Below are 14479 nucleotides of genomic sequence, written 5' to 3'. Positions count from 1 at the left end.
CGGGGCCTAGCCCAAGCGCTCGATGATCATGGCGTTGGCCATGCCGCCGCCCTCGCACATCGTCTGGAGGCCGTAGCGACCACCAGTGCGCTCGAGCTCGTTGACCAGCGTGGCCAGCAGCTTGGCGCCGGAGCATCCGAGGGGATGGCCGAGGGCGATGGCGCCGCCGTTGACGTTGACCCGGTCCATGTCCGGGTGGTGCTCCTTCTCCCAGGCCAGGACCACCGAGGCGAAGGCCTCGTTGATCTCGACCAGGTCGATGTCGGCCAGGCTCATCTTGGCCCGCTCGAGCACCTTGGCGGTCGCCGGGATCGGACCGGTGAGCATCATGACCGGGTCCACGCCGGCCAGCGCGAAGGAGTGGAAGCGGGCCCTCGGCGTCAGGCCGAGGCTCGCGGCGCGCTCCTCGCTCATGATCAACGCGGCCGCCGCGCCGTCGCTGATCTGCGAGGAGTTGCCGGCGGTGACCTTCCCGTCGTCTTTCTTGAAGGCAGGCTTGAGCTGGGCGAGGGTCTCGACCGTGGTATCGGGGCGGATGCCCTCGTCGGTGTCGACGATCTCGACGGTGTCGTTGCCGTCGTCGTCCTTCACCGATACCGGGACGATCTCCCGCTGGAAGCGACCCTCGGCCGTCGCCCGGGCGGCCCGCTGCTGGCTGGCGGCGCCGAATCGGTCGAGATCCTCCCGCGACAGACCCCACTTGTCGGCGATGAGCTCAGCCGAGATGCCCTGCGGCACCAGCCCACCGACCGATGCGTAGCGGGCCATCATCTTCGGGCCGAAGGGGGCGCCCAGCCCGGGAACCACCGAAGCCCCCATCGGCGTCCGCGTCATGCATTCGACGCCGGCGGCCACCACCACGTCGTAGGCCCCGGCGATGACCCCCTGGGCGGCGAAATGGGCCGACTGCTGGGACGAGCCACACTGGCGGTCGACGCTGGTGGAGCACACCGACTCGGGGAACCCGGCAGCGAGCACGGCGTTGCGCCCGATGTTGAGTCCCTGCTCCCCCACCTGCATGACACAGCCCATCACGACATCGTCGATCAGCCCAGGATCGAGATCGTTGCGTTCGACCAGCGCCTTCAGCGTCTCCGCCGCCAGGTCGACCGGATGCCAACCCCGGAGCTTGCCGTTTCGCTTCCCCCCGGCGGTGCGGACAGCATCCACGATGACAGCGCTAGGCATGGAACGCTCCTCTTCTCCCTCAGGTCCTGTCGGCTCCCAAGACTAGACCGGACGGTCAAGGACACGGGCCAGCGCTACCGTTGGCGCCCGTGAGGAACATGGACCGCTGGCTGGGCGATGGCGGCATGGCCGTGATCGGCGCCGTCGGGGGGCGGTTCGAGGGGTACGGCGCCGACGGAGAGGGTGGCGGATGGTCGGCGGCGACCTGGGAGCCCACGGCACTCGCCTGCAACCCCCGCGGGATCGTGCAGGCCGGGGTGCACTCGGTCCTGCTCGACGCGGCGATGAACTTCGCCGTCAATGCCGGGCTGGACGGACGGGACCGGAGCCAGGCCACCCTGGAGATGAAGACCGAGACCATGCGGTCCGCCCGGGCCGGGGAGACGCTGACCGTCCGCGGTGAGGTCGTGCGCATGGCCCGCCAGGTGGCCTATGTCGAGGCGACCGTCCGGGACGCCGACGGCCGCCTCGTCAGCCGGTCAACCGGGACCTTCCTGCTCCACCGGGAAGAGTAGAGCGGTGGGCCGACACGGCGAGGCGGCCGGGTTGCTGGCCCTGGTCGAGACGACGCCGGGCCCCTGGTCGGCGATCGCCGACGCCGTCGAGGCGGCCGGCGGCACCGCTCCGCTCGTGGCATCGAGGCCCGAGACAGCCGACTCGTCCGAACGCTGGAAGTCCGTCCTCGACCGCCTGTTCGCCGAGGACCCGGACCTCAGCGTGGTGACGGTGCTCGATGACGGTTACCCGGCCAACCTGGCGCAGGTGTTCAACCGGCCGCCGTTCCTGTTCCTCCGCGGCCGGCTCGAGGCTCGCGACGAGCGATCGATCGCCATCGTCGGCACCCGGCAACCATCCGACGATGGGCGGGCGACGGCCCAGGCGCTGGCGGCGGCGCTGGGCGAAGCCGGCGTGACCGTCGTCTCCGGTCTGGCCCGCGGCGTCGACACCGACGCCCACACCGGGGCCCTGGCGGCCGGCGGGCGGACGATCGCCGTGCTGGGCAGCGGGATCCGGTGCGTCTACCCGCCCGAGAACATCGACCTGTCCCTCCGGGTCGGTCGGTCGGGGGCCGTGGTGTCCCAGTTCTGGCCCGACGCCCCACCGTCGCGAGCATCTTTTCCTCGACGCAACGTCGTCACCAGCGGCATCGCCCTGGGCACCGTCGTCGTGGAGGCGGCGGCCGCCAGTGGTGCCAGGATGCAGGCTCGGCTGGCGCGAGAGCACGGCCGGCCGGTCTTCCTCGTCGAGTCCCTCGTCCGCTCCGAGCCTTGGGCGTCGGCGCTAGTCGACGAGGGCGGTGCCACGGTCGTTGGCGGGTCGGGCGATCTACTGTCGGCGATCGATCGGCTTGTGCAGGATGGAGGGCCGGTCCCCGAGCACCGCCGATCCTCCAGACAGATCCGGCTCCTCTGAACCGCACGCCGCCTGCGATGCCGAGCGTGCACGAGGTGAGCGAACCCCTGGCCAGATTCTGCCGACCGGTGCCTCCTCGGGGACCCGGTGTCTGCGCCATCTGCCACGGCTGCACCAGGCCGGGCTTCTCGACCTGCTACAGCTGCGCCCACGTGACCGGGCAGGTGCGCCGAGCGTGCCACCAGGTCGTCCCCTTGAGCCTGTACGCGATCCCCGGCGGCCTGCACGCCACCCTCAGGCGATACAAGGACGGGGGTGCGGCCGCCGACCGCCGCCGACACACGACGTTCGTGGCGTCGCTGCTGGCCCGATTCCTCTTCGATCACGGTGATTGTCTGCGGGGCGGTCGAGCCGGCGCATGGGACCTCATCACGACGGTGCCTTCGACCGGCCGGCCGGGGCCTCACCCGCTCGAGGGCGCGGTGGGGCTGGTCCCCTGGCTGGCGGGACAACACCGGGAGACCCTCGTGCGGGGCATGGGAACGATCGGCCACAATGTCGCCTCCGACGTCGGGTTCGTCGCTTCTCCGGAGGTCCGGGGGGCTCGGATCCTGCTGGTGGACGACACCTTCACGACGGGCGCGCGAGCCCAGAGCGCCGCCTCCGCGCTCCAACTGGCTGGCGCCCGGGTGGTCGCAGTGGTGCCGATCGGTAGGGTGATCGACCCCAGCCACGGGGAACACGCGCTGGCGTACTGGGCGAGCCGCTCGCGGGAGCCGTTCGACTTCGGGCGCTGCTGCCTGGAGGAGTGAGCGAGCCGTCAGGCGGTGAGCTGGGCGTGGCTGACCTGCACGACATTCGACGTGCTGAGCAGCGTGAACCACACCAGCACGTGGGAGCCCTGACGACCGTGCAGCGGCACCACGGTCCGAGCCGGCGCGTTCGTGACCGAAGCCACTGGCTGCCCCCAACCCGACAGCTGGGACGGGGACGAGTCGGCGACGTAGGCACTCACGTCGTACCCGGGCGTCGGGCTCGTGAGCACCAGGTCCTGGAGCCGCCGGCTCTGGTCGAGGGTGAGCACGAAGCCCACACCTGCCTTCAACCCGCCGAACTGGCGATCGGAGTAGAACTCGGTGTGCCAGGTCGTGCTCGGGTTGCCGTCGATGAGGTGGGGGAGGTCCCCGTTGTCCTCGACGCCGTCACCCGGAGGGGGATCGAACGACGTGGCGCCGGTCACGGCGAGCGCAGTGCCGGTGGTGCTCGTCGCCGCGCCTTGGGAGGTCGTCGATCCGGGGTGTGAGCTCGAGCCGTTCAGATGCGTGACGAGGACCGCTGCGACCACAGCGGCGGCGATGGCGATGGCGATGGCAAGGAGCGGAACCAGGCGCCGTCTCGACTGACGTCGCCCCGTCGAAGCCCCCTGGTCCGGTGGTGCAGGAGGCGCGTCGAACGCCCGCGTGGAAGTGGGGAACGGTCGGTCGCCGAAGGGCGGCGGCCGGCTGGGATCCCCTCGGTCGAGGTAGTCCCGATCGGTGGGCGTCGCGCCCATCGCACCGGTCTGCACCCACGGTGCTGCCGCGTCCGTGCTCGTGGGCGGACGATCACGTCGCTGGTCGGCACCGATGGGAACCGGGCGGAACCCGGCGCGATCGAGGCCCGTCGCGGCGCCATCGTCGGTCGCAGGATACGGACCTTCCCACGCCGGTCCTCGGGCCAGCGCGTCAGCGAGATGCTCGGCCGTAGCGAAGCGCTGCTCGGGCGACTTGGCCAATGACGTGAGCACGACGGCCTCGAGCCAGGGCGGCACTTCGGGCGACACGCTGCGGGGGGGCGGAGGCACAGCCCGCAGGTGCTGGAGGGCGAGGGCGAGCTCGTTGTCGGCCTGGAAGGGGGGACGCCCACAGATCATCTCGTAGAGGACCACGCCGAGCGAGTAGATGTCGCTCCTACGGTCCGGCCGTCCCGCCTCGACCTGCTCGGGGGCGAGGTAGCGGGCTGTTCCCAGCGCCGTGCCCGTCTGGGTCATGTCGTCACCGAGCGCTGCCTTGGCGATGCCGAAGTCGGCCACCTTCACGATGCTGTCCTGGCCGATCAGGATGTTGGCCGGCTTGATGTCGCGGTGGACGACCGCCTGCCGGTGTGCATACTCCAGCGCGCTGGCCACCTGCGCGGTGATGCTGACAGCCCTGTCGACGGGTAGCGGGCGATCGGGGACGAGGAGCTGGCGGAGGCTCGGACCGTCGACTCGCTCCATCACGATGAAGTTGTCCTCGTCATCAGTGCCGGTGTCGAAGATGGCGACGATGTTGGGGTGGCTCAAACGGGCGGCGGCCACGGCCTCGCGACGAAAGCGCCGACGGAACGCCTCTTGTCGACCCAGGTGGGCATGGGGCAGTTTGACCGCAACGCGTCGCGCCAGGAGGACGTCGTGGCCCTCCCACACCTCTGCCATCCCGCCCCGGGCGATGAACTCGATCAGGCGGTAGCGGCCGGCTAGGACACGGGAATGCCAGGGGCGCCCCGCGTCGACGCGCTCGCTCACTGGACCAAGCTAGCCGCCTGGCGGCGCGGGCAGGACATCAACTCCCGCCGTCAGGGACGGGCAACGCCGGCGGCGACAGCTCGTCCATGGCGCACCCGGAGACGTTGTCGGCGCACGTCTCGCACTCGAGCTCCAGGGTCGCGTGAGCGATGCGATAGTCCTCGGCGATGGCCCGCCTGACCTTGACTCCGGTGGCCTGAGCCTCCTCCAGTGTCGGGTGTCCGGCCAGGACCAGGTGGGCCGAAAGAGCCCGAACCTCAGCTGACAGGCTCCATACGTGCAGATCGTGCACACCATCGATGCCGCCAACCTGGGCCATGGCCTGCTCGAGGTCGCTCACGTCGAGTCCCCGAGGGGCCGATTCCAGCAGCACGTCGGTCGTGGAACGGAGCAGTCCGACCGCGCCCCACGCGATCAGGGCCGCGATCCCCAGGCCGACCGCCGGGTCCAGCCAGGCGAAGCCGCCGGTGAGGAGGATGACCAACCCGGCGACCACCACACCGAGCGAGGCCAGGGCGTCGCCGCCCATGTGGAGAACGGCGGTGCGCACCGTGAAGGTGTCCCCGCTGCTCCTGTCCCAGAGGATCACGGCGGCGATGGCGTCGACGGCCAGGGCCACGGCCGCCACCACGACCATCGGGGCGCCCTGCACCGGCTGGGGACTGAAGAACCGGTGCACGCTCTCGGCCACCACCAGCACCGTGACCACGCAGATGGCCGCGGCATTGGCCTGGGCCGCCAGCACCGTGGAGCGGTGATAGCCGAACGAGCGCTCCAGGGTCGGCGGCCTCCTCGCCAGGTGCACGGCGAAGAGCGAGAGTCCGAGGCCCGCTCCGTCGACCAGATTGTGACCTGCGTCGGCCAGCAATCCGACCGAATGTGCCCCGAACCCGGCCACCGCCTGCGCGGCGACGATCCCCAGGTTCAGCAGCAGGGCGACCGTCAGGCGCGTCCGGAGGGTCACCATCACAGGGTAAAGGAGTCGAGGACCTGTTGAGGCAGGGCGATCGACTGCGGCCGCCACACCGTCCATGGCGGGGCCAGACTGGAGAGGCTTGACCTCGATCGCCAACCACATCCTCTCGCTGCACGGCGCCCTCGTGTACATCCTCGTCGCTGCCCTGGCCTTCGGGGAGGCTGCGGTGCTGCTGGGCTTCGTCCTGCCCGGCGAGACGGCGGTCATCCTGGGCGGGGTGATCGCGTCGCAGGGGAACGTCAACGTGGTCGTCATGATCGTCGTGGCGGCCACTGCGGCCATCGCTGGGGACTCGGTCGGCTACGAGGTCGGACGACTGATCGGGCCGCGGCTGCTGTCGGTCAGACCCCTCCGGCGGCGGCACGCCGCAGTGGAGAAGGCGCGCGAGTTCATCAGGCGCTGGGGGGCGTGGGCGGTCATCCTCGGACGGCTCACCGCCTTCCTCCGTGCCGTGGTTCCCGGCCTGGCCGGGATGGGAGGCATGCACTACCCCCGGTTCCTCGTGGCCAACGCCATCGGCGGGGTCATCTGGGCCACTGGCTTCACTCTCCTCGGCTACTTCCTCGGCAATACCTACAAGAAGGTCCTGTCCACGTCGACCTGGGCAGCGGTCGGGTTCGTCTCTGTGGTGGTTGTCCTCTTCGTGCTGCTGCGGGTGCGCAGTCATGTCCGCGAACGCCGGCTGGAGTCGGAGTCCGGGACGGAGACAGACTCCTCGACGGACGGCGCTAGATAGGGCACCATGCTGGGCGTGAAGCGCAAGCGGTTCCCATTCATGGGCAGCCTCGGTGGCGCCGTCATCGTGGCGCTGCTGCTGGCCGGGTGCACCGGCGGGTCGACCCAGCATGCGTCGGCTCCCTCGTCGACGACGACGGGGGCGAGCTCGGCCAGTCCCACCGCCCAGGCCCTCCAGAGCTCCTACATCAACGTCGTCAACAAGGTGCGGCCCTCGGTCGTGGAGATCACCACGGACACCGGGCTCGGCTCCGGCGTCATCTATGACAACAAGGGCAACATTGTGACCAATGACCACGTGGTCAGGGGCGCGACGAGCTTCCAGGTGAGCCTCTTCGACGGCAAGACTCTCCCCGCCAAACTGGTCGGGGAGTTCGCCGCCGACGACCTCGCCGTGGTCAACATCAGCGGGGCCAGCAACCTCACCCCGGCGACCTTCGCCGATTCGAGCAAGGTACAGGTGGGCGAGATCGCCCTCGCCATCGGCAACCCCCTCGGCCTCTCGAGCAGCGTGACCAACGGGATCGTCAGCTTCAACGGCCGTACGGTGAGCGAGGACCAGACTCACACGCTGGCCAACACGATCCAGACCAGCGCCCCGATCAACCCCGGCAACAGCGGCGGCGCCCTGGCCGACCTCGACGGGAACGTCATGGGCATCCCGACGCTGGCGGCGACTGACCAGCAGAGTGGTGGCGCGGCGTCCGGGATCGGCTTCGCGATAAACAGCAACACGGTGAAGCTCATCGCCGGACAGCTGGCGTCCCAGGGCAAGGTCACCAACTCGGGACGGGCGGCCCTCAACATCACGGCCACGACCGGCTTCAACAGCTCCGGTCAGCCCGGCGGCGTCATCATCGTCCAGGTCCAGCCGGGCGGGGCGGCCGACAAGGCGGGGATCAAGGCCCAGGACGTGATCACCTCGATCAACGGACAGCAGGTCCAGTCGTCATCTTCGCTCAACGACATCCTGGCCGGCCTCGGCCCCGGGAACCAGGCCAAGGTCACCGTGGTCCAGCCCGACGGGAGTCAGAAGACGGTCACGGTCACCCTCGGCCAGCTGCCCGGCTGACGCTGCGCTACGACGTCCCGGCCAGGCCGGCAATGTGATCGAGCGCCCTCGTTCGGTCGACCATCCTCCGACATGACTGCTGTACGGTTCGACGATGGCGAGACCGAGACGTGACACCACCTCGACGTCGAGATTCGGAGTGTCCCGCCGGGAGGGACACGACTCGTCTGCCTTCTATGGGCGGTTCACCGCCCCCGTCCTCACCGCCGAGGAAGGCATGTCTGAACGCAAGGGCATCGACGAGGTGTTCTGCCACGACGCCAGCAGCATGCCCGAGCTGGATGACAACTCGGTCGCCCTGGTGGTCACGTCGCCTCCGTACTTCGCCGGAAAGGAGTACGAGGCGGCCCTGGGTCAGGGCGTCCCGACGACCTACGCCGAGTACCTGGCCATGCTGGAGGAGGTCTTCGGCGAGTGCATGCGCACGCTCGAGCCTGGCGGCCGCATCGCTGTCAACGTGGCCAATCTCGGCCGTCGGCCCTATCGGTCGCTCTCCGCCGACGTGACCTGGATCCTGCAGGACCGGCTCCGGCTCCTGCTGCGCGGCGAGATCATCTGGGTCAAGGCGCGGGGCTCGTCCGGGTCGTGCGCGTGGGGTTCGTTCCAACGGCCCGCCAACCCGGTCCTCCGGGACCTGACCGAGCGCGTCATCGTGGCCAGCAAGGGGCGATTCGACCGTGCCCGGTCGGCGCGGCAGCGGTCGGCCAGGGGGCTGCCGTCCGAGGGGTCCGTCTCGCGGGACGAGTTCATGGAGGCGACGACCGACCTGTGGGAGATCCCCGCCGAGAGCGCGACGCGCGTGGGCCACCCGGCGCCGTTCCCGGTCGAGCTCCCCGAGCGGTTGATCCAGCTGTACACGTATCGCGACGACCTCGTGCTCGACCCATTCGTGGGATCGGGGACCACCGCAGTAGCCGCGATGCGAGCGGAGCGGCACTTCGCGGGCTACGACACCGATGAGGAGTACGTGCTGCACGCGAAGCGCCGGCTAGAGGCCGAGCGGCAACGCCTGGCGTGCTCGCGGCCGCTCCGCGTCGTCCTTCCGGGTGCCCCCGATGACGGCGCCCATGGTGAACACACCCAGGCGAGCGCACTGCGGGAAGGACGGGCGGCACGGGACGTGGCACGCGTGACGCTGGAGCGGTGCGGTTTCGTGGACATCGAGCAGGAGGTGTCGTTCCCGGAGGGGGTCGAGGTGACCTTCGTGGCCCGGGATCCCCACGGCCGGCGCTGGCACGTCGACCTCGCCGGTGGTTTCACCTCGAGTCGGCCCGGTCTGCGACGGGCGGACGTGCTGTGGAGGGCGCTCGGCAAGGCGGCCGTGCTGGCCTCGGCCCGCCCTGGTGTCGGCCTCGTGCTCTTGACGACCGACGTGCCCGCCGCTGGGAGCCCCGGCAACGCGGCCCTGCGGGCTCTGGTCGGTCTCGGCCAGCCGATCCGCGACGTCATCGTGCTGACCAGCGAGGACGACGTGCGCCGACTGGCGGCGCTCGGATCGTCACCGCCGCTACCGGGTCCGTAGGCTGGGACAACGAGGCTCGTCGCGATCTGACACTCGCCAGATGAGCGAGAATGATGACCCACGATGGAGCGGCATCAGTTCCTGACGGTCGTCCACGAGCGTTACCAGCCCCGGAGCTACCTCGAGATCGGGATCAACGACGGCCTCGGGCTCGCCCGGTCCACCACCCGAACCATTGGCGTGGACCCGGAGTTCAATATCGAGGTCGAGATCGCGTGTGACCTCAAGCTGGTCAAGGCGACCAGCGACGTGTTCTTCGCACGGGCTGACGCCATCTCGTGGTTCTCGGAGGGAGTCGTTGACTTCACCTTCATCGACGGCCTACATATCTTCGAGTTCGTGCTCCGAGACTTCATGAACACGGAACGGCTGAGCACATCGGCCAGCGTCGTCGTTCTCGACGACGTGCTCCCCCGGTCGGTGTCGGAGGCTGCCCGCGACCAGCACACGCTGCTCTGGGCGGGCGACACCTACAAGGTGACTGCTGTGCTCGAACGCTACCGACCCGACCTCACGACTGTCCTGCTCGACACCGAGCCCACCGGCATGCTGGTCGTGGTCGGACTCGATCCGATGAGTACCGTGCTCGCTGACCACTACGACGAGATCGTCGCGGAGTACGCCACCCCCGATCCGCAGTCGGTGCCGGACGAGATCCTGCACCGGCGCGCGGCAGCCAACCCACAACTGATCGCAGACTTGCCGGTCTGGGCAGAGCTGGCGACAACTCGCGACACTGGCGGCCCCATGCCATCGTTCGACAAGCTTCAGTCACTTCGCGGAACGACGAGCTATGGCCGGCGTTCGGCGCGCCGTCAAGTGCCACGCGTGTCGCCGTGAGGGGTCGCAACGTGTCGAGCGCAGCGACGTCCATCCAGACCTGAAAAGCCGCTGGCGCCTCTGGCTTCTGAACTGACGTGGAGACGGTGGGACTCGAACCCACGACCCCCTGCTTGCAAAGCAGGTGCTCTGACCAGACTGAGCTACGTCCCCCGATCGTGGCCACTGCACTCGACAACGGTGTCCGGCGCTGACGAGCCACTACACCCTACCGACGGCCAGATGTCGAAGCGCCGTAATTGCGTCAAGAACACGTCGACGCCGGTCACTGCGACGACCCCGCAGCATCTGGGCCGGGTTTTCGGGGCCCAGACGCGACAAGAACGGTGGTCGCGGCCGCTTGACGGCGAACTTGCGGCGAAGCAGAGAGGGCGATCCGCCGCCGGCGGGTCATCGCCCGTTGACGCTGTTCCGGAACTGCTGCTGGCACGCGTCTCGGGCGTGCTGAGTGTGTGCGTTCTGCAGACACTGGGTCAGCCGGTCGATCTGTGTGCGGTGGGAGAAGATGAAGGTGCCCACGACCACGAGGAGGGCCGCCGACACAACCACACCGATGCCGCCGGTGATTCCTCCGGCCATGGCCTGGCCCCGGTTGGTGGCCTCGCCCCTACGGACCCGACGGACCCCGATGATCCCGAAGACCACCCCCAGGATCCCCAGGATCACGCCGACCGGTGGGAACACGACGATGAACACCAGACTGAGGATGCCGAGCACCAGCGCTGCCACGCCGAGGCCGTTGCGGACAACCCGGGCAGGCGGTTCGCCCGCCGGGTACTGGTCCCACCCGTCGCTCGAACCGGGCGCCCCGGGCGGACCCGGAGGTACACCCGATCCTGCCGGAGGCGTCCACCCCGGCTCCTCAGGAGGCAGGGACGTCACCGCTCGCTCGAGGTTCCTTCGGCCACCAAGCGCGTCATGATGGAACACCCCTCCATTTCCGGCAAGCGACGTCAGCTCCCCTTGGAGCCCGTCCCCTCGAAGACGGCGGCCCGAACACCACGGTCCGCGAGCTGGCGCAGGAACGGGACGGCCTCGGGCACCAGCTCGGCCAGACCGGCGGCTCCCGTGCGGGCCAGGCGGGACTCGACCGCCCACCTCGCCGCGGCGGCGGCCACGGCGCCGGCGGCAGCCGCCGGACGGTCAACCACGCCCAGCACGACGACATCGCTGGCCTGCCCCCGACGGCCACGGACCTCGATCCGGATTCCTCCGATCGCGCCTTCAGGCTGCCGCGAACGGGGATGGGGAAACACCGACAGGATCCGCTCCCCTGGCGACGCCGCCACGCGAGCAGTGACCCGAGCGACGCCGGGAAAGGCCGGCGCCAGGAGCAATGCGTCTCCCGATCCAGCCCGGTAGCAGTCCCGACCGCTGAGCGGATCGGGGAACCAGCACAGCTCCCGGCCCGAGCCTCCCCGCCGCCGAACCCAGGTGCCGTCGCGCCAATCGACACACGAGGCGAGAAGCGCCCGACGATGCTGACGGGCACACGCAGGACCGCCAGTGCCGATCCTGGCCACATGGATCTCCTCGACGGTGTCGAAGGTTGCCGCCGCGTGGCGGGCCAGCAGGCACGAGAGCCCGGGAGAGAATCCGGCCCCGACCACCACGTGACAGGAGCGCTCACGGGCCTCGGAATCGAGCTCGAGCAGCGGCCTCACGTCCCATTCCTGTCCCCCCACCGACACGACGTGGACGCCGTGCTCGAGCGCGATCTCGGCCAGGGTTCGGACGTCTCCTGGCACGGCGAGCACTGCAACGTCGCGGCCCTTCACCGCACGCTCTGACCACGGCTGCCAGTCCGCCCCCGGCCCGATGCTCTCGGCCACCGACCGGGCCCGGTCGGCGACCTGGTCCATGACGACGAGAGATTCGACCGTGGCGTTCGACGCGAGCTGTCGCGCAACACGAGCGCCGACCGCCCCGGCGCCGAGCACGAGCGCCCGCACTAGCGCAGGTCGGGCCCGGAGAGCTCCCGCCATCCTCCTTCCCCTGGCGGGTCACCGCCTGAGCCCCGGAGGCGCAGCAGCCCGGCGATGAGGCCGGCGGCACCAACGGCGACAAGCGTTCGGCGAAGCACTCGCATCGTGGAGCTGGCTGGAGTCGAACCAGCGGCCTCGGCAGCCTCGACGCCAAGAACCCCGAAAGCCCCCTGAACTGGGACGGACTCTACCGGCAGGCCACGAGGCGAGGCGAGCCGGCGAGCCGGGAGGGGTGCCCCTCCTGTAACCGATAATGCGCCCCGCCGTCTCCCTGCGCGACTTGCGGCCACGACTCCCCGCTGCCGTCGTACTGCGTGGCGTTAGCATTAGCGCCTCGAACGGGGGCAGGTATGGCAGACGTCACGGTCAGCAGGGCACGGCCCGAGGACGGGGAACGGCTAGCCGAGGCGTTCGCTGACGCCTTCGCCGAAGATCCCGTCTTCGGCTGGCTGCTCGAGGGAAAGCCCCACAGGGATCGACGCCTGATGAGGTTCTTCCGGGCCCTCCTTCGGGACGAGCTGCGTCACTCAGACCATGAGATCTACCTGTCGGAGGACGGATCCGGTGGCGCAATCTGGAAGGGCATCGATCGGTGGAAAACGCCGCTGTCGTCCATCCTCCGCCAGTCGCCGGGCATGGCCCTCGCCTTTGGACCAGGAAACACCCGGCCGTGGAAGGTTCTCGGGGTGATGGAGAAGGTTCACCCTCGGGAGCCGCACTACTACCTCGAGACGCTAGGAACGAGAAGAGCCGTCCAGGGCAAGGGGGTGGGGTCGGCGGCCATGTCGCCCATGCTCGAGCGCTGCGACCGGGAGGGGGTGCCGGCATACCTGGAGTCGTCGAACCCGCGGAACATCCCGCTCTACGCCCGTCACGGCTTCGAGGTCCGCGACCCCGTACCGCTGCCTCCCGGCGCTCCGGTCCTCACGCCAATGTGGCGCGAGCCACGCCCCCAGTAGGCGGGATCAGCTCAGCAAACGGATACTTTCAATCAGCGTCGGCGTCGAGCGCTCTCCAACCCTGAACTGCCGCGGAATGCTGGATTCGGTCGGCAGCTTCGCCGATGTGAGCCAGGTACAGAAGGTCGTCGTGCTCGGTCAAAGTGGAACGGCCTGCTGCTCCACCCTTGGCCGGACGATTTGGTGCACGCCGGTGCCGACCTCCACACGATGGCCAAGCAGCTCCTCGAGATCCTGAGCGAATGCGACCAAGTCGAGCCCGCTGTCTCGTACTTCGAAGTCGACAAGGAGATCGATATCGCTGTCGGGAGTTGCATCTCCCCTCGCCACGGATCCGAAGACCCTAATGTTGGACACACCCCGCTTCGCAGCGAGCCGGAGGATCTCGTCGCGGTGGGCGCGCAGCAGCGACATTGTGGGCGTTTCGTGTGCTCCGGCCTGAGCCGCTTCGCGTGCCACGGCCCCAATGGTAGGACCTCCAGCCGCCTCGCCCCGTCGATCGTCTCGCCCCCTTGAACTGGTAAAGGAGATCGTCACACACGTCCTCTCAGGGCTCGGGTGCCTGAGCTGGACAGCCCGGCTCGGCACGGTTGGAGCAGCCTGCGGCGACGAGCGGGCGTCGGCGACCCGTTCGACTGGCGCCCCGGTGCCGGAGGTGCCGGGGCGCCTGGGAGTTACATGGTGGGGCTTCAAGATCATGACTTTCTTTTCTTGCTGGTGAGGATCGCTAAAGACAGCCGGAGCGATGCAGGCTCCTGGGGCGATGCGGGAGACTCCAGGCGGAGGGGCAACCTGTCTCACAGGGTCTGACGTGCGCTCGCTACCGCGTGGCGGCTCAGCGCCGTGCCCGAGTCAGCGCTCGGAGTCGTGTCGTCCAGGCTTTCGTAGCTGGCCGATCGGCTCCGTCCGATCGGCCTGAGAGCCCAGTGCGGCGGGCGAGCCGAGGAGGCAACGTCGGAGGGAGCATCGGTCCGACCCGGCGACAGCACCACCGGCGACAGTGCAACCGGAGCGCCTTGACGCCTGAGGCCGCCCGCCGCAATTCGATGCCGACATGTCAATCGACATGTAGGACGGTGACCGAGCCGCGGCGCGCCAGCTCGGCGACTATTTCCTCGGCGCGACAAGAGATCCCGCGGCCACGCCGGATGCTCGCGGGATGCTCGCGGGATGGACGGCTCGGGACGATGACACCCGAACCCGCCCGCGAGCCCCTGACCAGGGATTTCAGGGAGTGGGGCTAGCTGGAATCGAACCAGCGACCTCAGCATTATCAGTGCTGCGCTCTAACCGGCTGAGCTATA

General features: G+C 69.3%; 14 protein-coding genes and 2 tRNA genes. 8 read left to right on the top strand and 8 right to left on the bottom strand.

Annotated elements, in window-relative coordinates:
• Nucleotides 1–6: 6 nt before the first annotated feature.
• The gene (locus tag VGF64_08910) at nt 7–1188 is read right to left on the bottom strand and encodes a thiolase family protein (protein ID HEY1634863.1); all 1182 of its coding nucleotides are present in this window, start codon (nt 1186–1188) and stop codon (nt 7–9) included.
• A 98-nt stretch (nt 1189–1286) separates the two neighbouring features.
• Between VGF64_08910 and VGF64_08905 the strand changes: the two genes are divergently transcribed.
• The 3 genes from VGF64_08905 to VGF64_08895 are packed head-to-tail and all read left to right on the top strand — an operon-like array spanning nt 1287 to nt 3353.
• Complete coding sequence (locus VGF64_08905) at nt 1287–1703, top strand: PaaI family thioesterase (GenBank protein ID HEY1634862.1); 417 nt, start codon at nt 1287–1289, stop codon at nt 1701–1703.
• 4 nt (nt 1704–1707) lie between these two features.
• Entirely contained in the window at nt 1708–2601 is an 894-nt protein-coding gene (locus tag VGF64_08900; GenBank protein ID HEY1634861.1) for a DNA-processing protein DprA, read from the top strand.
• Between the two features lie 35 nt (nt 2602–2636).
• On the top strand, nt 2637–3353 hold the full coding sequence (locus VGF64_08895; protein ID HEY1634860.1) for a phosphoribosyltransferase: 717 nt from the start codon (nt 2637–2639) through the stop codon (nt 3351–3353).
• Between the two features lie 8 nt (nt 3354–3361).
• Here the strand turns inward: VGF64_08895 and VGF64_08890 are convergent, their stop codons facing one another.
• On the bottom strand, nt 3362–5086 hold the full coding sequence (locus VGF64_08890) for a protein kinase (GenBank protein ID HEY1634859.1): 1725 nt from the start codon (nt 5084–5086) through the stop codon (nt 3362–3364).
• Nucleotides 5087–5123: 37 nt separating this feature from the next.
• A complete protein-coding gene (locus tag VGF64_08885; protein HEY1634858.1) occupies nt 5124–6050 on the bottom strand; it encodes a cation diffusion facilitator family transporter in 927 nt (308 codons plus the stop codon).
• Nucleotides 6051–6141: 91 nt separating this feature from the next.
• Here VGF64_08885 and VGF64_08880 point away from each other — a divergent pair, with 91 nt between their 5' ends.
• The 4 genes from VGF64_08880 to VGF64_08865 all read left to right on the top strand — a co-directional run bounded on the left by VGF64_08880 (nt 6142) and on the right by VGF64_08865 (nt 10231).
• Nucleotides 6142–6798: a DedA family protein gene (locus VGF64_08880; GenBank protein ID HEY1634857.1), complete on the top strand. Its 657-nt coding sequence runs from the start codon at nt 6142–6144 to the stop codon at nt 6796–6798.
• A 15-nt stretch (nt 6799–6813) separates the two neighbouring features.
• Complete coding sequence (locus VGF64_08875; GenBank protein ID HEY1634856.1) at nt 6814–7869, top strand: trypsin-like peptidase domain-containing protein; 1056 nt, start codon at nt 6814–6816, stop codon at nt 7867–7869.
• A gap of 94 nt (nt 7870–7963) precedes the next feature.
• Nucleotides 7964–9391, top strand: a complete 1428-nt coding sequence (locus VGF64_08870) for a site-specific DNA-methyltransferase (protein HEY1634855.1) — start codon at nt 7964–7966, stop codon at nt 9389–9391.
• A gap of 63 nt (nt 9392–9454) precedes the next feature.
• Nucleotides 9455–10231 (top strand): hypothetical protein, encoded by a 777-nt coding sequence (locus VGF64_08865; GenBank protein HEY1634854.1) that lies wholly within the window; start codon nt 9455–9457, stop codon nt 10229–10231.
• A 78-nt stretch (nt 10232–10309) separates the two neighbouring features.
• Here the strand turns inward: VGF64_08865 and VGF64_08860 are convergent.
• The 3 genes from VGF64_08860 to VGF64_08850 all read right to left on the bottom strand — a co-directional run bounded on the left by VGF64_08860 (nt 10310) and on the right by VGF64_08850 (nt 12216).
• Nucleotides 10310–10384: transfer RNA gene (locus VGF64_08860), tRNA-Ala, on the bottom strand.
• 237 nt (nt 10385–10621) lie between these two features.
• Complete coding sequence (locus VGF64_08855) at nt 10622–11113, bottom strand: DUF4190 domain-containing protein (protein ID HEY1634853.1); 492 nt, start codon at nt 11111–11113, stop codon at nt 10622–10624.
• A 71-nt stretch (nt 11114–11184) separates the two neighbouring features.
• Nucleotides 11185–12216: an NAD(P)-binding domain-containing protein gene (locus VGF64_08850; protein ID HEY1634852.1), complete on the bottom strand. Its 1032-nt coding sequence runs from the start codon at nt 12214–12216 to the stop codon at nt 11185–11187.
• A 350-nt stretch (nt 12217–12566) separates the two neighbouring features.
• On the opposite strand from VGF64_08850, the gene VGF64_08845 reads away from it, so the two are divergent.
• Nucleotides 12567–13175 (top strand): GNAT family N-acetyltransferase, encoded by a 609-nt coding sequence (locus tag VGF64_08845; protein HEY1634851.1) that lies wholly within the window; start codon nt 12567–12569, stop codon nt 13173–13175.
• Nucleotides 13176–13313: 138 nt separating this feature from the next.
• On the opposite strand, the gene VGF64_08840 is transcribed toward VGF64_08845, so the two are convergent.
• Complete coding sequence (locus tag VGF64_08840; GenBank protein ID HEY1634850.1) at nt 13314–13634, bottom strand: nucleotidyltransferase family protein; 321 nt, start codon at nt 13632–13634, stop codon at nt 13314–13316.
• Between the two features lie 776 nt (nt 13635–14410).
• Nucleotides 14411–14478 (bottom strand) — tRNA-Ile (locus tag VGF64_08835).
• Between the last annotated feature and the right edge of the window lies 1 nt (nt 14479).

It is taken from the genome of Acidimicrobiales bacterium (genome assembly GCA_036491125.1).
GTDB lineage: Bacteria > Actinomycetota > Acidimicrobiia > Acidimicrobiales > AC-9 > AC-9.
The sequence above is the reverse complement of the archived record's forward strand: the minus strand, read 5'-3'. Positions and strand labels throughout refer to the sequence as shown.

Excerpts from the sequence above, each read along its gene's own strand:
- VGF64_08910 (HEY1634863.1), bottom strand. The coding sequence starts at position 1,188 with ATGCCTAGCGCTGTCATCGTGGATGCTGTCCGCACCGCCGGGGGGAAG.
- VGF64_08905 (HEY1634862.1), top strand. The coding sequence starts at position 1,287 with ATGGACCGCTGGCTGGGCGATGGCGGCATGGCCGTGATCGGCGCCGTC.
- VGF64_08870 (HEY1634855.1), top strand. The coding sequence starts at position 7,964 with ATGGCGAGACCGAGACGTGACACCACCTCGACGTCGAGATTCGGAGTG.
- VGF64_08865 (HEY1634854.1), top strand. The coding sequence starts at position 9,455 with ATGGAGCGGCATCAGTTCCTGACGGTCGTCCACGAGCGTTACCAGCCC.
- VGF64_08850 (HEY1634852.1), bottom strand. The coding sequence starts at position 12,216 with ATGGCGGGAGCTCTCCGGGCCCGACCTGCGCTAGTGCGGGCGCTCGTG.
- VGF64_08845 (HEY1634851.1), top strand. The coding sequence starts at position 12,567 with ATGGCAGACGTCACGGTCAGCAGGGCACGGCCCGAGGACGGGGAACGG.